The sequence below is a fragment of the Photobacterium japonica genome (genome assembly GCF_050337005.1).
In the GTDB taxonomy this organism is placed as follows: domain Bacteria; phylum Pseudomonadota; class Gammaproteobacteria; order Enterobacterales; family Vibrionaceae; genus Photobacterium; species Photobacterium japonica.
The window spans coordinates 1-22,817 of sequence record NZ_JAKJSN010000053.1; the positions used below are offsets into that span (position 1 = coordinate 1).

Consider the following 22,817-nt stretch of genomic DNA (forward strand, 5'->3'; position numbering starts at 1 on the left):
CAAAAAAGCCCCAGCATTTCTGCTGAGGCTTCGTTGTGTTGGCGGAGCGGACGGGACTCGAACCCGCGACCCCCGGCGTGACAGGCCGGTATTCTAACCAACTGAACTACCGCTCCAATTCTGTATGAAACCCGGTAAACCCGATTTCTAGAATGTGGCGGAGAGATAGGGATTTGAACCCTAGGTGGGCTATAAACCCACGCCGGTTTTCAAGACCGGTGCTTTAAACCACTCAGCCATCTCTCCTGAGTGCGATGGATAATACGGGTTTCGTTTTTGGCTGTAAAGTGCTTTTTTAAAATAATCGACCAAACGGTGCATTTCACCGCTAAAAGCGCACGAATAAAACAAAAATCAAACAAAATGAAATAATTGAATGGTTTTTCAACAAACTAGAGAGGCGACCACCACTTTTATTATTGCGACGCACTTCATGTATTTTTTGTGACATTCCACTACAGACTTTCACCTTTTTATGACTTATTTTGTGTTCTCATCGTCAATGTTTAACCCCTGTAGAGTACCCACCGATGTACGATATGTTCCGTCCTATTGCCTTTGCCTGCCTGCTTTTGGCTGGTTTGCCTATGCACGCCAGTGCGTCATCTGACAAGCCTCGTTGTGCAACGACTCCGCATGCCTCTGGTTGGACACTGTTAGATAACACCTGTGATGTCGGCCAAGGCCTGTGGGGACGGAAACCCAAAACAGAAGACGGCGCATTTTGGGTACAATGCAACTACAGCAAAGCCATTCCTGATCAGGCTTTTTTACGCTCGGTGCAACAGGTGTTTCCCACCTCCCACTACCTGCTTAATGATGATGGCCATTATCGCTGTGTGGTTGGCCCACTGAACAGTTACCCCCACGCACAGGAAGTAAGAGAAATCTTATTGCAGCATGGCATTCGCAACGCGTTCATTCGACAACAAAGGGATGGCAAAACGCGCAATACTGCCCTTTCTGCCGCTGAACAATTGGCGGCTACAAAAATGGCGACAATAAATGCGACACGTAAAACAGCTGCCACCACGGCTCAGCCGACACCGGCAACAAAACTATTGATTGAAAACCGGACCGTGCTGGATGCGGCAATCTATTCGTTTACCTTTGAGAACCTGAATTTTTATCAACCACGTACCATTCAATCCACTCGCGAGATGCCGCTCGCCTTTGTCGAAGAACATCAGCAATATTGGTCGCGCGTTCCTTTGAACGAAGCGCAACAGTGGTGCAACCGTTATGGTTTACGGTTGCCCTCGTTTGACGAACTTAAACACCTGCAAACCTATGGGCAGCGTTTCTTGCTGCGCAACCACTGGCCGATCACTCACAGCTATTGGAGCCAATCTGTCAGCCATTACTCCGGCGAAATTCAAACCCTGAATGTGCGCAATGGCCGTGTGGATGAATATCGCCCACTTGCCTTGCTCTATACCACGTGTGTGCAAGAAGCGAGTTAATACGCATCATACTCAATAGCGATATTGATACATCCCTTATTCACTAGACGTATCGAAATCTGTTCCTATACTCAATATTGACAGAAAACAATTAGTTAAAATTGTCTCGCTGTATTGACATCAGTTCAGGTCAATTTTTCTTTGATACGGAATGACAGGACGTAATTATGACGCATAAGTTCAAGGCGAAGAAAACCCTCCCCCTTTCGCTGGTCGCCTCTTCCCTCGCGCTACTCTTGGTAGGGTGTGATGGCGGCACAGGCAGCAACAATCAAGACAAAGCCCTCATACAAGAACTGCAAAGCAAAGTGACCTCCCTTGAACAACAATTGGCCAAAGATGGCAGCGCAACGGCGGGGGATGTGGCGACCGATGCCTCAGCGCTTGAAGCTAAAGTGGCCGATCTTGAAAAACAATTAGCAGCAACCACCAGCGACAGCCCTCGCCCAACGGGTTCTTCCGACACGTTAGCCAAAGTCAAAAAACAAGGCTACGTGCAATGTGGCGTCAGTACTGGCTTACCTGGCTTTTCTAACCCCAATGAGAAAGGCGAATGGGAAGGCCTTGATGTAGAGTTTTGCCAAGCCGTCGCGGCAGCCGTATTGGGCGACAAATCCAAAGTGAAATACATTCCACTGACCGCGAAAGAACGCTTCACGGCGCTGCAATCGGGCGAGATTGATGTGTTGTCTCGCAATACCACCTGGACCTTACACCGTGACACTGCACTCGGGCTCAATTTCACCGGTGTGACCTACTACGATGGGCAAGGTTTCATGGTGAATAAATCGTTAGGTATTGACAGCGCAACCAAACTGGATGGTGCTGCAGTGTGTGTACAATCGGGTACCACCACCGAGTTAAATCTGGCTGATTACTTCCGTTTCCGCGAAATGAAATACACCCCCGTGGTATTTGATACCGCCGCGCAAACCGTCAAAGGGTTCGAGGCAGGCCGTTGTGATGTGCTGACGACTGACCAATCCGGTTTATATGCCCTGCGTTTGAATCTGCAAGACCCGTCTACCGCCGTCGTGCTGCCTGAAATTATCTCGAAAGAACCGCTCGGCCCAGTGGTACGCCAAGGGGATGACCAATGGTTCAATATCGTGAAGTGGACGTTATTTGCCATGATCAACGCCGAAGAGCTGGGCGTGTCATCAGCCAATGTGGACGACATGAAAAAGTCTAACGACCCGAACATTCGTCGCTTAATCGGGACTGACGGGCCGAAAGGCAAAGGCTTAGGGATCAGTGATGATTGGAGCTACCAAATCATCAAACAGGTGGGTAACTATGGCGAAAGCTTTGAGCGCACCGTCGGCATGAGTTCCCCGCTGGAAATCAAGCGCGGTCTCAATGCCCTGTGGACGGATGGGGGTCTACAATATGCCCCACCTATTCGCTAATCCCTCTCTTCTGATTTAACGCGTTACGCAGTGCCCTTTACGGGGCACCCACCCTCTGGTGACGGGCGATATACACTGCGCTCGTCACATCTGCGAAACTTCAAAGTAGGATGTGATGTTTTGTCAGTGTCTAAAACCAATCTTTTCTATAACCCCACCTTTCGTGCTGTGATCTTCCAATTGATCGCGGTCGCCTTGATCGGTTTGGCCGCCTATACCCTGATCACGAATGTGCTGGATAACTTAGCCCAACGCGGGATCGCCACAGGGCTGGATTTTTTGCACCAAGAAGCAGGGTTTGGCATTGGGTTAACCCTCATCGAGTACGATGAAACGCACACCTATGGCCGCACGTTTTTTGTTGGCTTACTCAATACCGCGCTGGTGTCTGTGTTAGGGATTTTGCTGGCAACGGTGATTGGCTTTGTCATCGGTATTGCACGGTTATCGTCGAACTGGCTAGTGAGCCGTTTCGCCGCTGTTTATATTGAAACCTTTCGTAATATTCCGTTATTACTGCAAATCTTCTTTTGGTACTTTGCGGTATTACAAGCCTTACCTTCCCCGCGTAACAGTTTGAGCCTCGGCGAAGGCATTTTACTGAATGTCCGTGGCTTATATTTGGCCAAACCGGTCTTTGAATCTGGGGCAGTCTGGATCGGTCTCGCCACTGGGGTTGCACTGGCTGGCAGCCTGATTTTTGCCTTTTACGCCAAGCGTCAACAACGTTTAACCGGCAAGCAATACCCAATACTCACCATGACGCTCGGACTGATGATCGGCTTGCCATTGATCAGCTTTTTTCTTAGCGGGCAACCTGTCCACCTGGAATATCCCATGTTCAAAGGGTTTAACTTCCAAGGCGGGGTCGCAATACTGCCCGAACTGGCCGCCCTGCTGTTGGCGCTGAGTATTTATACTGCCTCATTCATTGCTGAGATTGTACGATCCGGTATTAACGCAGTCAGCCACGGACAAACCGAAGCCTCGCTCGCGTTAGGGCTGTCTGCTCGCCATACCTTGCGTTTAGTGGTAATCCCACAAGCGTTGCGCATCATCATTCCGCCCTTAACTAGCCAGTATCTCAATTTAACCAAAAATTCGTCGCTAGCGATGGCCATTGGCTACCCCGATTTGGTGTCGGTGTTTGCTGGCACCACCTTGAACCAAACCGGCCAAGCCATAGAAATTATCGCGATGACCATGGCGGTGTACTTAACATTGAGCCTACTTACTTCGCTGCTGATGAACATCTATAACAAGAAAGTGGCGCTGGTTGAACGCTAACGGCACTCGTCAACAAGGCACCAAGGAGACACGGATGAAAAAACATACCTTTTTGCCTGATCAGCCACCTCCGACCAACACGGTCGGTGTGTGGCACTGGCTGCGCGTGAATCTGTTTGCCAACACAACCAACACCGTGTTGACGTTACTGCTGGGCTATTTGGCCTTGGCGGGGCTCAGTGCCCTGTTTGAGTGGTCATTCCTAAAAGCCGACTGGATAGGCACCACGCGGGATGCTTGCCAGCGTGAAGGCGCATGCTGGGTGTTTATCAAGGTACGTTTTGATCAGTTCATGTTCGGCTTCTATCCCACCGATGAACTGTGGCGACCAAAAGTGTTTTATGCCTCATTGGCGGTGATCATCACGCTCTTGGCCATTGAGCGTACCCCGGGGCGTCTGTGGATCTGGTTGTTTTTTGTCAATATCTACCCGTTTTTGATGGCGGGCTTATTGTTCGGTGGCGTATTGGGTCTGCCTGTCGTGGACACCCATTTATGGGGGGGGTTATTGATCACCCTGATCATCGCCATCGTCGGAATCGTGGTTTCCCTGCCCATCGGCGTGGCATTGGCACTGGGGCGCCGATCAACCATGCCCATCATCCGTAGCCTGTCTACCGTGTACATTGAAATTTGGCGCGGTGTGCCCCTGATCACCGTGCTATTTATGGCCTCTGTGATGCTGCCGCTGTTTCTCAATGCGGAAGCCGAAACCGACAAATTGTTTCGTGCGCTCATCGGTGTGGTCTTATTCAGTGCCGCTTACATGGCGGAAGTGGTTCGTGGTGGGTTGCAAGCGATCCCGTCCGGGCAATATGAAGCGGCCGATGCGCTTGGCCTGAGCTACTGGAAAAAGATGGGGCTGATTGTGTTACCGCAAGCATTGAAAATCAGTATCCCGTCCATCGTGAACACTTTTATTGGCCTGTTCAAAGACACCAGCTTGGTGTTGATCATCGGCATGTTTGATGTGCTGGGGATCGGTCAAGCCGCCAATACCGATCCTAAATGGCTGGGCTTTGCCACGGAAAGCTATGTGTTTGTCGCGTTCGTGTTTTGGATTTTCTGTTTCAGCATGTCGCGCTACAGCATCTATTTAGAAAATAAACTGCATACCGGCCATAAACGCTAATGCGCCGCATGTGCAAGGCTACGTATCCCTTACAAGGAGTCATTATGGCTGACACCCCACCGCTGATGATCACCATGGACAACGTTAACAAGTGGTTTGGGCAATTTCATGTGCTCAAAGACATTAATTTATCAGTAAGGAAAGGCGAAAAGATCGTGATCTGTGGGCCGTCCGGCTCCGGTAAGTCGACATTAATCCGTTGTATTAACCGACTTGAAGAACACCAGAAAGGCGAGATTGTCGTGGCCGGTAACGAACTCACGGGCGATCTGAAACACATTGAGCGTGTTCGCAAAGAGGTCGGCATGTGCTTTCAGCATTTCAACCTCTTCCCGCACCTTACGGTACTGGAAAACTGTACACTGGCCCCCATTTGGGTGAAAAAGATGCCCAAGAAAGAGGCCGAAGCGGTCGCCATGCAGTACTTGAATCGCGTTAAAATTCCGGAGCAAGCCAACAAGTACCCCGGTCAACTGTCTGGTGGGCAACAGCAGCGTGTGGCCATTGCGCRATCCCTGTGTATGGCGCCGCAAATCATGCTGTTTGATGAACCCACGTCTGCGTTGGATCCAGAAATGGTGCGCGAAGTATTAGATGTGATGGTCGAACTGGCCAATGAAGGCATGACCATGATTTGTGTCACCCATGAAATGGGCTTTGCCCGCCAAGTGGCGGATCGGGTGATTTTCATGGATCAAGGGGAAATCATTGAAGAAAACGCCCCACAAGCGTTCTTTGATAATCCGGAATCAGACCGTACCCAGCTGTTTTTAAATCAGATTTTGCATTGATCGAAATAGCCACAACCACCGTTTAATTAAACATAAACGGGGAGATGACAAGCACGTAGCAAGGCCGATTTCGGGGCGAAAACAGCCTAAAAGTTGAAACACAACAGCCATGTGCTGTAACATTCCTTTACAACTTTTGACCAGAACGATAATGAATTGTTAAGTATCATTCGGGTCATACAGTTACATCATGATAATTGTTAGGGGCGATCAGCATAATATGCAATGTTGACTTGCATTTAAGATGAAATGCCCCAATATATCTTTTCATTAGCAATCAACATATCTCACCCTAAGGGGACTGTTTATGAACGATCGTATGATCAATCGTGACTCGGCTTACGAGAGCGTACTATCAACCAATAAGGTTCTACGTAACACTTATTTTCTTCTGTCTATGACGCTTGTATGGTCAGCTGTCGTTGCTGGCGTATCAATGGCAATGAACCTGCCATACCCTGGCTTCATCATCACACTTGTTGGCTTTTACGGTCTGATGTTCCTGACTGAGAAGAACCGTGATAGCAGCCTAGGCCTTGTTTTCACCTTCGCATTGACAGGCTTTATGGGTTACACCCTCGGCCCAATTCTGAACGCCTACGTGGGTGCTGGCATGGGTGATACCATTGTCCTTGCACTGGGTGGTACTGCGCTGACATTCCTGTCATGTTCTGCTTACGCCCTAACAACCAAACGTGACCTGTCGTTCCTGAACGGCATGCTAATGGCGGGTTTCATCGCGATCATTGTCGCGGTAGTAGCAAACATCTTCCTACAGATGCCAATGCTATCACTCGCAATCAGCGGTATGTTTGTGATGTTCTCATCAGCAGCGATTTTGCTAACAACACAAAGCATTGTTCGTGGTGGTGAAACAAACTACATCTCTGCCACTGTGACCTTGTATGTGTCTATCTACAACCTATTCATCAGCCTACTTCAAATTCTAGGCATCATGGGTGGTGGCGACGACTAATCCCGTCGACACACAAGTTACACAGAAAGCGCCTTCGGGCGCTTTTTTTTGGTTTCAACTTATGGGCGGCGCGGCACTTGTTAGACTTGCAGCGACAAAGGAATACTTTTATCCTTTGCCGGTTCCACATGTGAGGCACATCATGCTTGAATTTGACGGTAAACACATCGACACCGATGCTCATGGCTATCTAAAAAATGTAAACGATTGGTCAGAGGCCCTTGTTCCCCTGCTTGCAGATGAAGAAGGGATCACCTTAACCGATGCACACTGGGAAGTGGTTCGCTTTGTGCGTGAATTCTATCAAGAATTCAACACCTCGCCTGCCATCAGAATGTTGGTAAAGGCGATGGCGAAAAAACACGGGGAAGAAAAAGGCAGTTCGCGCTACCTGTACAAATTGTTCCCTAAAGGGCCAGCCAAACAAGCCACGAAACTGGCGGGCTTGCCAAAACCGGTTAAATGCATTTAATCGACAGCCATTGAAGTCAGTGCGAGCGCAAAAACTCGCACTGCTTTTTCTGTCTACGTTTTTCTATCATTATCTGACTACACCATCTCTCTCGGCCATCTCACGACATTAGCTCGCTACATGATTTCAAACCCATCAATGTGTCGCCATTCCACTTCCTCACTCTGCACACTTTCCACCGTTGACGTACTCGGCCCTCTCTGTAACCAGCGCAGCAGTTGCTCGACGCGCTCTTCGTGGCCACACGCCAACACCTCTACCGTTCCGTCAGGCAAATTCTTGGCATAACCGGTCAACCCGCATTTCAGCCCCTCATGCGCGGTGTGAAAGCGAAAGCCCACGCCTTGAACGTTTCCTTGTACGACAGCTTTTACACAGATATGTGACATACATCACCTCAAGGTTTTTACTTACTGACCGATAACACAGTAGACTTAGCCGCAAATGCCACTAAGCGCATGTTTTAATAGGATTTTTAAATGAAAGAAGTTGCATTTCGATGGATCGATAAATACCTTATCCACATTACTATGCAGGAGAAGTTTTATTTAATTCTTCTCTTCCCGCTCCTTGCCCTCATCAGTGCTGGATCAATTCTAGCGGATGCTGCAAACAAACAACGTATTGAAATCACGACACAACACCTTGAACACACCGCAGCACTTCTTTCTCAGCAGCAGATCCCGCAATCTGAGGCTTATACCCTGCTTGCTAATGGGCAAGTTCGCGTGGGCAGTGGTGAGATTTCGACGTACGTACCGAGCATGAACTACACCATTAGCGCGACAGGCATGCCGGGGCTGTTTGCCTATTTAACACCCGTACACATCGCATTAATGACCGTTGTCATGATCGTCGGGTTTGCCATGGTGTATTACATAATGTCGTTCATTGGCGGGGCGATGTTTACTTCGAACCGTGCTCTGCAAGCACTGGCCGATGGCGACCTCACTAACCGTTTGAACTTTTTTAAAGTCCGCGACGAATTCAGCACCATTGCCATCACCATTGATAAAGTCAGTGAGCGTGAACAAGCATTGGTGAAAGCAACCCAGCAAGCCACAACGCTGATGCAGCAGATCAGTGACAGCTTGCGTCAACGCAGCGCAGAGAGTGAAGGCTTGTCGTCCTCACAACAACAGCACCTCGATTCGTTAGCCAGCGCAACCGAAGAAATGGCGACGTCAGTTCGTGAAGTGGCGATCCATGCACACGATACGTCAACTCAGACCCGTGAAGCACAAGACATGTCAGAGCAAGGGCGTGCCCAAGTCAACCAAACGCGCCAGTCAATCGTCACACTGAGCAGTGAGATCAATGAAGCGGCACAAGCGGTGGCTGAACTTGATAGCAATGCGGCTAAAATTGATGACGTGGTCACCACTATTAACAGTATTTCAGAGCAAACGAACCTGTTGGCGTTGAATGCCGCCATTGAAGCGGCGCGTGCTGGCGAACAAGGGCGTGGCTTTGCCGTGGTGGCCGATGAAGTGCGCACACTGGCAGGACGCACCCAAAGTGCCACGGTTGAGATTCAGCAAATGATTGAATCATTACAGCAGAACAGCCAACACCTGATGGCGGTCATGCGTAACACCGTGGATAACGCACAGAACAGCGAAAGCTTGATGGATTCCGTCGATCAGGAAATCACACAGATCACGGAGCGCAATCAGCACATTTCCGATCGCAGCACAGAAATTGCTGCGGCAGCAGAACAGCAAGGGAATGTGGCGGATAACATTGCATCGAATGTCGAGCAAGTCAGAGCCCAGTCGCATCAAATCTGTGGCGCAATCACACAGTCAGCGAACGACATAGCCCAATTGGGCGAGCAAGCGAAAGTGCTTGAATCTCTGATGCGTGGTCTGCGCACCTAATCACCCCGAGGCAAGATGACCAACGTGTGATGATAACCGTCGTATAAAGAAAACAAGGCCTGCGTGATGCAGGCCTTGTGCTATCAACTCTGCACCCAAAGCACCGCAAAGGGCGCGATTTTGCTTGAATGGCATCCGCTCCGTGCATTCTCAGCGCATGCCCAGCCCACGCAAAGACGGGAACTGAGCTATAAAGTTGCTTTTCCCCTGTTTCGACAACATAATACGCGCCCATTCTTTATTCCATACCGGGCATGTCATGACAGCTTCAATTTATCTGGTAAAAGGCCGTGAAAAATCACTGCGCCGCCGTCACCCTTGGGTTTTTTCTCGTGGTATTCAGCGTGTTGAAGGTTCGCCAGAACTGGGCGACACCGTTGACATTTTTGACCACAAAGGTGATTGGTTAGCCCGTGGTGCTTTCTCGCCACAATCTCAGATCCGCGTGCGCGTATGGACCTTTGAGCGTCACGAGGCGATTGACGTTAATTTCTTTGTGAAGCGCCTACAAGCCGCACAAGGTCTGCGTGACATTCTGGCCGCTCGTGACGGTCTGACCGGTTACCGCCTGATTGCCGCAGAATCTGATGGTCTGCCTGGCATTACTATCGACCGTTACCAAGATTTCTTGGTCTGTCAGCTACTGAGCGCCGGTGCGGAAGCACAGAAAGCCGCGTTGATCGAAGCATTGAATATCTGCTACCCAACGTGCAGCATTTACGAGCGCTCTGATGTCGCAGTACGTAAGAAAGAAGGCCTAAAGCAAACAACAGGCGTACTTTACGGTGACATGCCACCGAAGTTTGTCACCATTGAAGAAAACGGCGTGAAAATCAACGTCGATATCGTTGGCGGCCACAAAACCGGTTTCTACCTTGACCAGCGTGATAGCCGTGAAGCAGCGGTAAAATACGTAAACGGTAAGCGTGTACTGAACTGCTTCTGTTACACCGGTGGTTTTGGCCTGTACGCCCTAAAAGGCGGCGCAAGCCATGTCGTGAACGTCGATGTCTCGCAGCCAGCACTGGATACGGCACGTTTGAACGCAGAGATGAACGGTTACCCGGTTGAGAATGCAGAATTCTTGAACGCTGACGTTTTCAAATTGCTTCGTGACTACCGTGAGCGCGGCGAGTTGTTCGATGTTGTGATCATGGATCCGCCTAAATTTGCAGAATCTAAATCACAGCTGGTTGGCGCATGTCGCGGCTACAAAGACATCAACATGCTGGCCATGCAAATCCTAAAACCAGGCGGTATGCTATTAACGTATTCTTGCTCTGGCTTGATGGAAAACGGGTTGTTCCAGAAAATCATTGCTGATGCGGCATTGGATGCGCACCGTGAAGTACAGTTCATTGAACGCTTCAGCCAAGCGGCCGATCACCCACTAGACAGTGCTTACCCAGAAGGTTTCTACCTGAAAGGGTTCGCGTGCTACGTGAAGTAAGCCGCCACCGCTGTTCTTTTTGCACAGCGAACGCGCTGGCAGAAGATGAGCGAAACATAAAAAGAGCCCACTGAACGGGCTCTTTTTTTATCGCTACCAATCTTGGTTTAGCGCCCCTGCGCCCTCTCCAGCAGCTCGGTGATATATTCCCCCTGCCACGTACACATGTCCGACATTCCTCAGAAAATATCCTTTTCACTCATTACTTTCTGTGTGAACAGCGCTATTATTCAGCCTATATTCAGTGATCTCGTCCCAGACTATTACGATCACATCAATGGACAGCCTCCTGTTCAGGAATTTGACATTTTCAAGGAAACTCTATGAAACTTCGTACCGCGCTATTAGCCCTCACGGCGTGTGGCCTCAGCTTCCCTTCTTTGGCTGACGTGAATTTTGCCCTACCGTATCAAGCTGAGCTGGTTCTGGTTAATGGTGTCGAAAAGGATGGCAATCAGCCGCTCGTGCTGCCGAATGGCGTTAATCAGATTGCGTTTACTTACCGTGATTCACTGCGTGAAAATGGCGATGATTACCTGTTCACGTCTGATGTCATTTTGGTGAAATTCACCGCAGAAGACAGCGATGTAAAATTAGAGCTGCCTAAATTGCGCACCGGGATGGATGGCAAGCAATTTAACAAAACACCTCAGGTCACGCTCATCGATACTGCCGGTGACAAGATTGCATTCAAACAAGATAAGCTCATGAAAGCGGGTCTACAATTTGGCCGTGACTATGAGAAAGAAATTGTGACCTACAATGCCTCAGGCAAAATTGCAGCCGTGGCCCCTATTGTACCCGTCACCTCACCGGTACCTGCGATTCCACAAGCCAACGATGGCACGCAACCACGTAATGTTGCAGAAAACATGCTGACGTATTGGTACGAACAAGCCGATGAAGCGACGCGTGCACGTTTTAAAGCCAAAATAAACCAGCAATAATCTCCGTTATCTGTCATCGTTCCATACGTGTGAACGATGTTTATCGCAACGTGTATGTCAGCAAGCGTCAATTGGCGCTTGTTTACCTCCCTTTTCCCCCTACGCCCTTCCAATGCTTCACTTCACACTTCCTGATACTGCACTGATAAGCAGGTTCCACTTTCTTTAATTCGTTGTTTTACGTACGATTATTACGCTTTTGTGACACTTGTTTTTCGCCTGCTCACCGCGCCGGTTCCCATTTAGCATACTGACTAAAAAATTAGTTATAGCTGCAAAACAAGGGGGGGGTATTTACATTGTTACCACAATTTTTTGCGAGTAATTCTGAAGAAAGGAACAAATCTACCTACGCTATTTGACTCCATACCTATAGTTATTTCACTGTAGAACCAAAGGCGAGCAAGCCTTATTTTTACACATGCACCTTTTTAAATAACTAAAGGATGATTCAATGAAACAGAAACAAGGAAAGGCGATGAAGCGAGCATTCCAGCTTAGCACTCTCGCCGTTTCATGCCTTGCCGCATTTAATGCACAAGCTGCAATGGACTGTAGTTCAATCGAAACGTGGAGCGCCAACAAGTCGTACACGGGTGGCAGCCAAGTACAAGAAGCTGGCAGTGTCTATAAAGCAAACTGGTGGTCACAGGGCAACAACCCTGCACAAAACTCGGGTGCTTACCAAGAGTGGAAACTGGTTGACGTATGTTCTGACGGTGAAGTAACGCCTCCACCGCCACAGAACGAAGCACCAACGGTATCTATCACGTCACCAACAGGTTCTGAGCAAGTCATGACCGGTGATGTTGTGACTATCGCGGCAAACGCTGCTGATACCGACGGTACCGTTGCTAAAGTTGAATTCTTTGTTGGCGGCGCACTTGTCGGCACAGCAACAAACGCACCTTACAGTGTTGAGTGGACTGCAGTAAGCGGCCGTCAAACTGTCAAAGTTGTAGCAACGGATGACGATGGCGCAACGGCTGAGACGTCTGTTGTTGTTGTTGTACAAGACGTAGCAAACGAATTACCAACTGTTGATCTTGCACTTTCAGCCTCAAGCGTTGATGCAGGCGCAGTAGTTACCTTCACATCGAACGCAGCTGACACTGACGGTACTGTCGAGAAAGTTGAATTCCTTGTGAACGGTAAAGTGGTTAACAGTGACACGTCTGCACCTTACTCGTTTGCATACACAGCGGCTGACGCTGGTACTCACACGGTATTGGCACGTGTAACTGACAACCAAGGTGGCACTGCTGATTCAGCAGCTGTGACCCTAACTGTTGCTGGTGAAGTGACACCACCACCTCCTGGTGGCAAGAACTGTCGTCCAGACGGTCTGTACCAGACTGAAGGTGTCGATGTTCCTTACTGTACGCTTTACGATGAAGACGGCCGTGAGCTAATGGGTGCTGACCACCCACGTCGTGTTATCGGTTACTTCACAAGCTGGCGTGCGGGTGATGACCCACAAGCACAATACCTTGTTGACGACATTCCTTGGGAACAGCTAACACACATCAACTACGCGTTCGTGAGCATTGGCTCTGACGGTAAAGTGAATGTGGGTGATGTGACGGATCCAACGAACGCAGCAACAGGTCAAACGTGGCCGGGCGTGGAAGTTGATCCAGCACTTGGCTTCAAAGGTCACTTCGGTGCACTTGCGACTTACAAGCAGAAGCATGACGTTAAGACATTGATCTCTATCGGTGGCTGGGCTGAAACAGGCGGTCACTTCGGTGCAAACGGCGACCGTGTTGCTGATGGTGGCTTCTACACCATGACCACAAACGCTGATGGCTCTATCAACCACGCAGGCATCGAAACATTCGCAACGTCTGCTGTTGAAATGATGCTGAAGTACAAGTTCGATGGTCTGGATATCGACTATGAGTACCCAACCTCAATGGCTGGTGCAGGTAACCCATACGATGCAGCATTCATGGAACCACGTCGTCCATACCTATGGGCTTCGTACCAAGAGCTAATGAAAGTCCTTCGTGAGAAGCTAGATGCCGTATCTGCTCGCGACGGTCAACACTACATGCTAACCATCGCAGCGCCTTCTTCTGGTTACCTGCTACGTGGTATGGAAACGTTCGATGTTACTAAGTACCTCGATTACGTTAACATCATGTCTTACGACTTACACGGTGCATGGAACGACCACGTTGGTCACAACGCCGCACTATTCGATACAGGTAAAGACTCCGAGCTAGCCGCTTGGGACGTATACAGCACCGCAGCTTACGGCGGTATCGGTTACCTGAACACTGACTGGGCTTACCACTACTTCCGTGGTTCTATGCCTGCAGGTCGTATCAACATCGGTGTACCTTACTACACCCGTGGTTGGCAGGACGTAACCGGTGGCGAGAACGGTCTATGGGGCCGCGCTGCACTACCTAACCAGTCTCAGTGTGAGCCAGGTACAGGTGAAGGTGAGAAGAACAACTGTGGTAACGGTGCAGTAGGTATCGATAACCTATGGCACGATAAGAACACCAAAGGCGCTGAAATGGGTGCCGGTTCTAACCCAATGTGGCACGCGAAAAACCTTGCAGAAGGTATTTTCGGTACTTACTCAACGGCGTATGAGCTAGACCCTGTTAACAACCCTGCGCACCAATTGGTAGGTAACTACGTACGTAACTACGATAGCGTCGCTGTGGCACCATGGCTATGGAACGCAGAGAAGAAAGTCTTCCTATCGACAGAAGACAAAGACTCTATCAACGTTAAAGCTGACTACGTTATCGATAAAGGCATCGGTGGCATCATGTTCTGGGAACTAGCAGGTGACTATAACTGTTATGTGATGAACGGTGCTGGTGAGCGTACAACCATTGACTTGACTGAGAACGCATGTAAGACCGGTAATGGTGAGTACCACATGGGTAACACGATGACCAAAGCGATCTACGACAAGTTCAAGGCTGCAACACCTTACGGTAACAGCGTTGCAACTGGCGCTATCCCAACAGAAGCGGTTGATATCACCGTCTCTGTCGGTGGCTTCAAAGTGGGCGACCAGAACTACCCAATCAATCCTAAGATTACATTCACGAACAACACAGGTGCAGCGTTACCTGGTGGGACTGAATTCCAGTTTGATATTCCAACGTCAGCACCTGACAATGCGAAAGATCAATCTGGTGGTGGTCTGAAAGTGATTGCTTCTGGTCACACAGCGGCGAACAACATCGGTGGTCTACAGGGTGAAATGCACCGCGTTGCATTCACACTGCCGGGTTGGAAAGAACTGCCAGCAGGCGGTACTTACGAACTAGACATGGTTTACTACCTCCCAATTTCTGGTCCTGCTAACTACAGCGTAAACATCAATGGTCAAGATTACGCATTCAAGTTTGAGCAGCCAGATCTTCCAATCGGTACGCCAGGTGAAGGCGGCGGCGGTAACCCAGATCCAGGCGGTTGTGACACAACGGGTGTTAACACTTACCCGAACTGGCCACAAACTGACTGGGGCGGCAACCCAAGCCACGCTAACCAAGGTGACAAGATTATCCACAATGGCGTTGTATACAAAGCCAACTGGTGGACAAGCTCTACACCGGGTAGCGACGGTAGCTGGGCGAAAGTGTGTAATATCTAATCACGCCTAATCGTTCAAAAAACAAGCGCAGGGTTCTCCCTGCGCTTTTTCGTTTCGTGTCCCCTTTCTTTTCAACCACGTGCTCTCTAAACTGCCTTTCCTTTTACTTCGCATACGTAATTCCAGAAAAGTGCTTTCTTTTTGCACTCTCGCGTTCAAATAATGACCAATCAGTCAAAACACTAAGAATTCTTTGATTTCAAAATGTGTCACGTAATTTGTCTTTATCTAACAGCCAATTAAATTTACCTAGCACGCGTAACCCCCAAAATAGCGTGATTATGACGAAACTAGGATTAATCGTAATATAAAAAAGGCAATTGATTTTAATCGGCTGTATTGGCATCATTTTTCACTTTCTTCCGACAATAAAACGTAATTTTTTTGTGTTTCACGCATGCCCCACAAAGTATACTCATAAGTCATACTTTGTGTTTTTTATGATACAGTCTGGCTCCATTAATCATAATCTACACAATATTGCGTTTTACAGGGACAATGAAAAAATCACTTATCCTTTTGGTTTTGGCATGCTTGATGGTGCCATTGCAGGCCATGGCAGGTGCCACACATACTCCACATTACAGTTCTCAATCGCATCCTGATCTGCTGATTAAAGATGTTTATAAGAAAGCGAGACTGCAAGGAATTATTGATTATCAGGTATTTAAAGAGGGCTATAAGGCTTATTACAATACCAAGGGTCGTAAAAAATCATTACTGACCATCATTGACTACGGAAAACCGTCTACTGAAAAACGTTTTTACGTTATTGATTTAAAAACCAACACGTTGATTTACCATACTTACGTGACACACGGCGTGAACAGCGGGGGGAAAACGTCAACGCGATTTTCCAACGTGGTGAACTCCCGTCAAAGCTCTTTAGGCACCTTCTTAACTGACGGTACCTATTACGGGGGCAACGGATATTCATTGCGCCTAGATGGCCTCACGCACGGTGTGAATGATAACGCACGACGTCGCTACATTGTGGTTCATGGTGCCAAGTATGCGAATGAATCTTTCATTCGTCGCAATGGCTATTTAGGCCGCAGTTGGGGTTGCCCTGCTCTCCCAACACAGCTCGCCCGTCAAATCATTGATAAAATTAAAAATGGTAGCGTTATTTATGCCCGCGCATAAATCTCACAGCATGGAATAACACGTTCTCTTATTCGGTGTATGCCGTAAAATAAAAAGCAGCTGAATGCCTATAATAGGCAGACGCTGCTTTTTATTTTGCATTATAAGTAAGACACAATAGCCTAATTAAAAGAACACAACACACTCTCCCACCAATAAACGACCACCAAATAAACAACCGCCAAATAACAGCAATAAAAATCCCCCCATCAGCATGCCAATGAGGGGAAGATTCATAGACTAAATAAAAAGGAGTGCCTTTTTAGCCCATCACTTTATATTCGTTATGCAATCGCGGTTGCAGGGGCGATATACGGTAAGTCAAGCGCATGTGCCACTTCTTCACAGGTCACTTTGCCACGGTACACATTCAAGCCATTAAGCAGGTGCGGATCATCTTGCAATGCGGCTTTGTAGCCTTTATCTGCCAACGTTAAAATATACGGCAGCGTGACGTTATTAAGCGCAACGGTGGATGTTCTTGCCACGGCGCCGGGCATATTGGCCACGCAGTAATGCACCACATCGTCCACGATGTAAGTCGGATCACTGTGCGTGGTCGCGTGAGAGGTTTCGACACACCCTCCTTGGTCAATCGCCACATCCACAATGGCAGCGCCCGGCTTCATCTTCTTCACCATCTCGGCCGTGACGAGTTTGGGCGCAGCCGCCCCTGCCACCAGCACACCACCGATCACCAAATCAGCCTCTAACACATGTTTTTCAATCGCATCTTTGGTGGAGTAAACACATTGCACGGCACCCGCAAACTGGGCATCTAATCGACGCAGTACATCAATATTACGATCAAGCACCACCACATTCGCCCGCAAGCCTACTGCCATCTGCGCGGCATTGGCGCCCACAACGCCCCCACCAATCACCACGACTTTCGCGGGCTCAACCCCCGGCACACCGGCCAATAGCATGCCTCGGCCACCGCGGGATTTTTCTAACGCAAAGGCGCCGGCTTGAATTGACATGCGCCCTGCCACTTCCGACATCGGTGCCAGCAACGGCAAACGCCCAGCCGCATCGGTGACCGTTTCATACGCAATGCACACCGCTTTGCTCTTGATTAACTCTTGGGTTTGTTCCGGATCCGGCGCAAGGTGGAGATACGTAAAGAGCAGCTGGCCTTCACGCAGCATCGCGCGTTCAACCGCTTGTGGCTCTTTCACTTTGACTATCATTTCTGCTTCCGCAAATACCGCCTTTGCCGTCGGTAAAATCTGCGCGCCCGCAGCAAGGTAATCCTGATCACTGAATCCGATCCCTTCCCCTGCTTGCGTTTCAACATACACAGTATGACCATGAGCTACGGCTTCATTGACGGAGGCTGGCACCATGCCTACTCGGTATTCATGGACTTTGATTTCCTTCGGTACGCCAATAATCATCTCTAGTATCCTTGCTGCTGTGTTAACGGTTATATACACAATAATGAAAAAACCATGGAATGTGCGACCGTTTTTTAACGACTTTACAACAAGAGAAACCAACATATTTGCATTAGATAGATGAAAGCTCTGACTTTGACAGTCGTCACACAAGAAAAAACCACTTTAGCTCTCAGCTTTAGGTCAGATTACTGGATTGTGGATAAAAAGCAGATTTAAAGACGGGGAGATGGCGGTTTTGCTGGTGCATATCACTAATAAAGGTAAGGGTATTTGAGCGGTAATCATGCTGTTGGCGGTTATCTCGTTATACGTCACACCCTTTCTCTCATGACGACAGCATAAATGACTGAGGTATTGGGCATCTGATCTGTAAAAGCAAATACGTAACACGATCAACCCAGAAACAAAATGGCAACAAAAAAAGCCACTCAAGGCGGCTTTTTTCTATACACTCTAGCGATAAATTCGCATGGCTTATTGCCGTGATTTCAGCGTATTAGTCTTCAAAATCCCACGGCATATCAGGTAGCGTATTCAGGTTTTCACTGTAACGCTTCAGATCAAAGCTGCCGCCATTTTTAGCCACATCAAACACTTCAATCGACAGTGCACACGCGATCATCTGTACAGCTTCTTCACGGGGTGTGCCCGTCATCATCAAACGCATCAAGGTTTCTTTCACCTTGATAGGGTTGCCTTCAGCCAACTGGTTTTCCACGGTTTCTACTAGCATATCGCCAGTCATAAATTCTTCGTCTTGCATCATACTACCTGTCATTGTTTCATGACCGCTGGCGTACACGACAACGCGTATTGTCCAACGGCTTTGGGTTTCGCTCTCAAGGTGACATATCGGTCGAGAGTCGATATTAAGATAACCGATTAAGAGTCGTTATCGCGCTTAAGCGTTATTAAGCCACACGCCATGACGCTTGGTCAGCATGCACATCAAGCAAGGTGGCGTAACGGTAAGGTGTCATGCCTTCCCCGACAGGATGAATATCATTCACCACCACCACGCGTAAGCCTGCAGAAGACGCCGATTGGGCACCCGTTTGACTGTCTTCAACCGCCACCACATCACGCACATCCAACCCTAAGGTTTGGCATGCCAATTGGTAGATATCCGGCGCAGGTTTATTCATCGGCACATCTTCACCACAGAAGATATGATCAAAATAGGGCAACCACCCTAATTTCGCCAAAATGCCCTCAACATACGGACGCGGCGCCCCTGTAACAACCGCCAAAGGCACTTGACCATGCAGTTCGGCCAAGAGTGCCGCCGCACCGTCTTTCGCTGGAATACCACGGGCTAACAAAGCGTCATGCGTCAGGGCTTCCATCTTTTCCACGGTCGTTTGTGGGCAATGGGCAAAATCAAACAATTGATGAAAAGCCTCAGCCACTTTCACCCAAGGGATCCCGGCATACTCACGCAAGAACGCGTCCGGTGAAATATCCACACCACACCCGGCGAAATACTCGTGCCAATTCTGGGCATGAAAAACTTCTGAATCGACAAGGGTTCCATCAAAATCAAAACAAACGGCGCGCATTGGTTTACTCCATTACCTTTAACCGGCGTATCTTACTCGGGATGGCCTTTCAAAGCGAACTTGCCGCGCGAATAGCGTAAACAAAAACGCCCCGATCACTCAGGGCGTTTTTATATTGTCACCTATTCATTAACGGTTTGACACGAGCCATTAACGGTATTACGCAGTGGCAGTGTGGCGCGGTAACCAGAGAGAGATCAGTGTGGTCGCCGCCAAGAAGGCGAACGATACCCACAGACACGCGGCCAAGCCAAATTCTTGATAAACCAGCCCTGACAAGACCGTGCCAATCAAGCGCCCCATGGCATTCGCCATGTAGTAAAAGCCCACATCTAATGAGACACCGTCTTCTTTGGCATAGCTAACAATCAAGTACGAGTGCAGTGATGAGTTCACAGCAAACACCGCACCAAAAATCAATAACCCCACCACAATCGTGATTTCAGGCTGCCAACCGATTTGCACAGCCAATGCAATGGCTGCGGTAACCACGGCCAGTAAGCCCGCCCAGCCCATGGCTGCACGGCCATCCGGTAATGTTCCTTTGGCTTTGCCCGTAATACGAGGCGCCATACCCTGCACAAACCCATAGGCAATCACCCACAGAGCAAGAAAACCGCCGACCATTGAATGGTTCCAGCCAAACACATGGCTGAGGTAAAGCGGTAATGCAATCACAAACCACACATCACGGGCGCCAAACAAGAACATACGCGCCGCAGACAAAATGTTGATGCTGCCGCTTTTAGAAAAGATTTGTGAGAACTTAATCGCTTTCTTCGCTTTCCCCATGTCTTTTTCTAACCATTTTAGGCTCATGAGCAGCACCACCAGCAAAACGGCGGCCATCGCGACCACAGCGCCTTGAAACCCCAGCAAGGTGAGCAGCAAACCACCGATGAAAAAGCCAGCCCCTTTCAGCGCATTTTTGGAACCGGTTAGGATCGCAATCCACTTATACAGTGCCCCTTGCTGACCGTCAGGCACTAAAGTTTTAATCGCGCTTTTGGCACTCATTTTATTCAGGTCTTTTGCTATCCCGGACATCGCTTGTGCCAACATCACCCAAGGTACAGACAAGAAACTCGACGGCACAGCAAGCATTAACAACGCCACCACTTGCATGCCTAGGCCAATATTCATGGTGCGGTTCAAGCCAAGCTTCGCCCCCAGCCAGCCACCAATCAAATTGGTCACAACACCGAAGAATTCATAAAACAAGAAAAGTGATGCGATTTCTAATGCGGTATAACCCAATTGATAGAAGTGCAGCACCACTAACATGCGCAGAGCACCGTCAGTAATGGTGAAATTCCAGTAATTAAAGGTCACCAACATATATTGGCGCACGTCTTTAGAAAGTGAAGAGACTGCCGCGATCATGTTTACACTCGCATGATGAAATTAACCATCAGCCGATCAGCGAAAAACACTGACCGGCTGACATACTGATGCCGATTGAATTTACGCCAAGCCCACCTTGCGGATCAGCTCTGATGTGCGGGTCGCATACCCCATTTCATTGTCATACCACGCGTAAATTTTCACCATGCGGTTATTCACCACCATGGTCGATAAGGCATCAACGATCGTTGAACGTTGGTCACCGCGATAATCAATCGATACCAATGGACGCGCTTCAAAGCCCAACACACCCGCTAATTCATTTTCGGATGCCGCTTCCAATAAATCGTTCACTTCTTCTGCTGTTGTGTCGCGGCTGACATCAAAGATGATGTCTGTCAGTGATGCGTTTGCTAACGGCACACGTACCGCGTGGCCATTAATTTTGCCGTCCAACTCAGGGAAGATTTCAACAATGGCTTTGGCAGAACCGGTGGTGGTTGGGATCAAGCTCATGCCACAGGCGCGGGCACGACGCAAATCTTTATGCGGCGCATCCAAAATAGTCTGCGTGTTCGTCAAATCATGAATCGTCGTGAAAGAGGCTTGCTCAATACCCAATTTTTCATGGATCACTTTCACCACAGGGGCAATACAGTTGGTGGTACACGATGCCGCTGTCACGATGCGGTGTTGTTCAGGGTCAAACAAGTGATCGTTCACACCTACCACCACATTCAGTACGCCTTCTTCTTTCACTGGCGCTGACACCACGACACGCTTCACACCTTGCGCAAGGTATTTATTGAGGTACTCACCCTGACGGTGCACACCTGTTGACTCCAATACCACATCACAACCCGACCAATCCACGGCATCGATGTCACGTTCTTGTGTACAACGGATCACCGTATCGCCGATCACCATGGTATTCCCATCGACCTGAACACCATGCTGCCAGCGGCCTTGCACGGAATCAAACTCTAACAGGTGTGCCAATGTCGCCGTATCACCCGCCACATCGTTGATCTGCACAAAGTCAATCTCTGCCCAATCAAATGCAGCACGCAATGCTAAACGGCCAATACGGCCAAAACCATTAATACCCACTTTTACTGTCATCGTTATTTCCCTTCTCTGAAGCCGCTAAAGTTACCGCTAAACATACGAATAATCATATATATGACTTTTCACATATACTAGCCATTCTCGGGGGGAGATGCCAGATCTATTTTTGAAAAAGATCGCCCTCTCTCGCTCTCTGATCGTCTTAGCACGCTTTACAACATCGTGCTTATCCACTTACCCTAATGGTTGAATAGGCACAAAAAAACCCTAACAAAGTAGGGTTTATTCGTGCGTCGCTGCATGACAATTCGCGAGTTATTTGTACATCTGAATATAGTCAATGTGCGCTTGGCGAGTGAACGCACCAGGGCGTAATGCCTGAATTTGCTCAATGGTACTGTCTAGCTCATAACCTCGCGCTAGCATGATGCGCGCCGCAATCAAACCGGTACGGCCTGAACCGCCCATACAGTGAATTGCAATGCCTTCACCACGGTCTAAAATCGCTTGTGCCGCTTTATTGGCTTGCGCCCAACCCGCATCAAACAAAGCACCGGGTGCGCAGTCGTCTTCAATCGGTAAGTGGTACCACTTCAAGCCATGCGCCTGGCAGGCTTCTGCCAGTTCTGTTAGGCCATCACCCGGCAAATCTGTCGGCTCTAGGGCAGTGATCACCGCCGTCGCACCCGCCGCTTTTAACTGCTTAAGGGAATCGATCAATACCGTTTCTTTTGTACCCGGACAAGGCGTCAACAGTAATTGACCGCCTTCTTCTAATGGCAGTGTCCAAAATGGATGAGTTGTTGACATATCTACACCTATAAAATAGTGATGCGCCCACACAACATAAATTGGACGCGAATAA

At 48.9% G+C, this 22,817-nt stretch carries 19 protein-coding genes and 2 tRNA genes; 12 read left to right on the top strand and 9 right to left on the bottom strand.

The genetic code is table 11. The features are described from left to right. Nucleotides 1-39: 39 nt before the first annotated feature. Nucleotides 40-116: transfer RNA gene (locus tag L4C36_RS18450), tRNA-Asp, on the bottom strand. Nucleotides 117-155: 39 nt separating this feature from the next. Beyond that, nucleotides 156-246 (bottom strand) — tRNA-Ser (locus tag L4C36_RS18455). Between the two features lie 284 nt (nucleotides 247-530). On the opposite strand from L4C36_RS18455, the gene L4C36_RS18460 reads away from it, so the two are divergent. The 7 genes from L4C36_RS18460 to tusE all read left to right on the top strand — a co-directional run bounded on the left by L4C36_RS18460 (nucleotide 531) and on the right by tusE (nucleotide 7,530). Next, nucleotides 531-1,463 carry an adhesion domain-containing protein gene (locus L4C36_RS18460; RefSeq protein ID WP_428479273.1) on the top strand — a complete coding sequence of 311 codons (933 nt, stop codon included), beginning with the start codon at nucleotides 531-533 and terminating at the stop codon, nucleotides 1,461-1,463. A 167-nt stretch (nucleotides 1,464-1,630) separates the two neighbouring features. Beyond that, on the top strand, nucleotides 1,631-2,872 hold the full coding sequence (locus L4C36_RS18465) for an amino acid ABC transporter substrate-binding protein (protein ID WP_428479274.1): 1,242 nt from the start codon (nucleotides 1,631-1,633) through the stop codon (nucleotides 2,870-2,872). Nucleotides 2,873-2,992: 120 nt separating this feature from the next. Next, a complete protein-coding gene (locus tag L4C36_RS18470) occupies nucleotides 2,993-4,159 on the top strand; it encodes an amino acid ABC transporter permease (RefSeq protein WP_428479275.1) in 1,167 nt (388 codons plus the stop codon). A gap of 34 nt (nucleotides 4,160-4,193) precedes the next feature. Further along, entirely contained in the window at nucleotides 4,194-5,291 is a 1,098-nt protein-coding gene (locus L4C36_RS18475; protein WP_428479276.1) for an amino acid ABC transporter permease, read from the top strand. Nucleotides 5,292-5,335: 44 nt separating this feature from the next. Next, nucleotides 5,336-6,082: an amino acid ABC transporter ATP-binding protein gene (locus L4C36_RS18480; protein ID WP_428479277.1), complete on the top strand. Its 747-nt coding sequence runs from the start codon at nucleotides 5,336-5,338 to the stop codon at nucleotides 6,080-6,082. A gap of 307 nt (nucleotides 6,083-6,389) precedes the next feature. After that, on the top strand, nucleotides 6,390-7,058 hold the full coding sequence (locus L4C36_RS18485) for a Bax inhibitor-1/YccA family protein (protein WP_428479278.1): 669 nt from the start codon (nucleotides 6,390-6,392) through the stop codon (nucleotides 7,056-7,058). A 142-nt stretch (nucleotides 7,059-7,200) separates the two neighbouring features. Next, the gene (gene tusE / locus L4C36_RS18490; protein WP_428479279.1) at nucleotides 7,201-7,530 is read left to right on the top strand and encodes a sulfurtransferase TusE; all 330 of its coding nucleotides are present in this window, start codon (nucleotides 7,201-7,203) and stop codon (nucleotides 7,528-7,530) included. A gap of 116 nt (nucleotides 7,531-7,646) precedes the next feature. On the opposite strand, the gene yccX is transcribed toward tusE, so the two are convergent. Further along, on the bottom strand, nucleotides 7,647-7,919 hold the full coding sequence (gene yccX, locus L4C36_RS18495; protein ID WP_428479280.1) for an acylphosphatase: 273 nt from the start codon (nucleotides 7,917-7,919) through the stop codon (nucleotides 7,647-7,649). 90 nt (nucleotides 7,920-8,009) lie between these two features. Between yccX and L4C36_RS18500 the strand changes: the two genes are divergently transcribed. The 5 genes from L4C36_RS18500 (at nucleotide 8,010) to L4C36_RS18520 (ending at nucleotide 16,578) form a co-directional block, all read left to right on the top strand. Next, nucleotides 8,010-9,410: a methyl-accepting chemotaxis protein gene (locus L4C36_RS18500; RefSeq protein ID WP_428479281.1), complete on the top strand. Its 1,401-nt coding sequence runs from the start codon at nucleotides 8,010-8,012 to the stop codon at nucleotides 9,408-9,410. 259 nt (nucleotides 9,411-9,669) lie between these two features. Further along, nucleotides 9,670-10,860, top strand: a complete 1,191-nt coding sequence (locus L4C36_RS18505) for a class I SAM-dependent methyltransferase (RefSeq protein ID WP_428479282.1) — start codon at nucleotides 9,670-9,672, stop codon at nucleotides 10,858-10,860. A 323-nt stretch (nucleotides 10,861-11,183) separates the two neighbouring features. Next, complete coding sequence (locus tag L4C36_RS18510) at nucleotides 11,184-11,807, top strand: YccT family protein (protein WP_428479283.1); 624 nt, start codon at nucleotides 11,184-11,186, stop codon at nucleotides 11,805-11,807. Nucleotides 11,808-12,261: 454 nt separating this feature from the next. Continuing rightward, nucleotides 12,262-15,432, top strand: a complete 3,171-nt coding sequence (locus L4C36_RS18515; RefSeq protein ID WP_428479284.1) for a chitinase C-terminal domain-containing protein — start codon at nucleotides 12,262-12,264, stop codon at nucleotides 15,430-15,432. Nucleotides 15,433-15,930: 498 nt separating this feature from the next. After that, a complete protein-coding gene (locus L4C36_RS18520) occupies nucleotides 15,931-16,578 on the top strand; it encodes a murein L,D-transpeptidase catalytic domain family protein (RefSeq protein ID WP_428479285.1) in 648 nt (215 codons plus the stop codon). A 284-nt stretch (nucleotides 16,579-16,862) separates the two neighbouring features. Here the strand turns inward: L4C36_RS18520 and ald are convergent, their stop codons facing one another. From ald to L4C36_RS18550, 6 genes are all read right to left on the bottom strand, one after another. Next, the gene (ald, locus tag L4C36_RS18525; protein WP_428479286.1) at nucleotides 16,863-17,978 is read right to left on the bottom strand and encodes an alanine dehydrogenase; all 1,116 of its coding nucleotides are present in this window, start codon (nucleotides 17,976-17,978) and stop codon (nucleotides 16,863-16,865) included. A gap of 499 nt (nucleotides 17,979-18,477) precedes the next feature. Beyond that, on the bottom strand, nucleotides 18,478-18,744 hold the full coding sequence (locus L4C36_RS18530) for a hypothetical protein (RefSeq protein ID WP_428479300.1): 267 nt from the start codon (nucleotides 18,742-18,744) through the stop codon (nucleotides 18,478-18,480). A gap of 148 nt (nucleotides 18,745-18,892) precedes the next feature. Continuing rightward, on the bottom strand, nucleotides 18,893-19,540 hold the full coding sequence (locus L4C36_RS18535; protein ID WP_428479287.1) for an HAD family hydrolase: 648 nt from the start codon (nucleotides 19,538-19,540) through the stop codon (nucleotides 18,893-18,895). 159 nt (nucleotides 19,541-19,699) lie between these two features. Then, a complete protein-coding gene (gene arsJ, locus L4C36_RS18540; RefSeq protein ID WP_428479288.1) occupies nucleotides 19,700-20,923 on the bottom strand; it encodes an organoarsenical effux MFS transporter ArsJ in 1,224 nt (407 codons plus the stop codon). 81 nt (nucleotides 20,924-21,004) lie between these two features. Beyond that, nucleotides 21,005-22,006 (bottom strand): ArsJ-associated glyceraldehyde-3-phosphate dehydrogenase, encoded by a 1,002-nt coding sequence (locus L4C36_RS18545; RefSeq protein WP_428479289.1) that lies wholly within the window; start codon nucleotides 22,004-22,006, stop codon nucleotides 21,005-21,007. A gap of 261 nt (nucleotides 22,007-22,267) precedes the next feature. Beyond that, on the bottom strand, nucleotides 22,268-22,762 hold the full coding sequence (locus L4C36_RS18550; protein WP_428479290.1) for a phosphatase domain-containing putative toxin: 495 nt from the start codon (nucleotides 22,760-22,762) through the stop codon (nucleotides 22,268-22,270). Nucleotides 22,763-22,817: the final 55 nt, after the last annotated feature.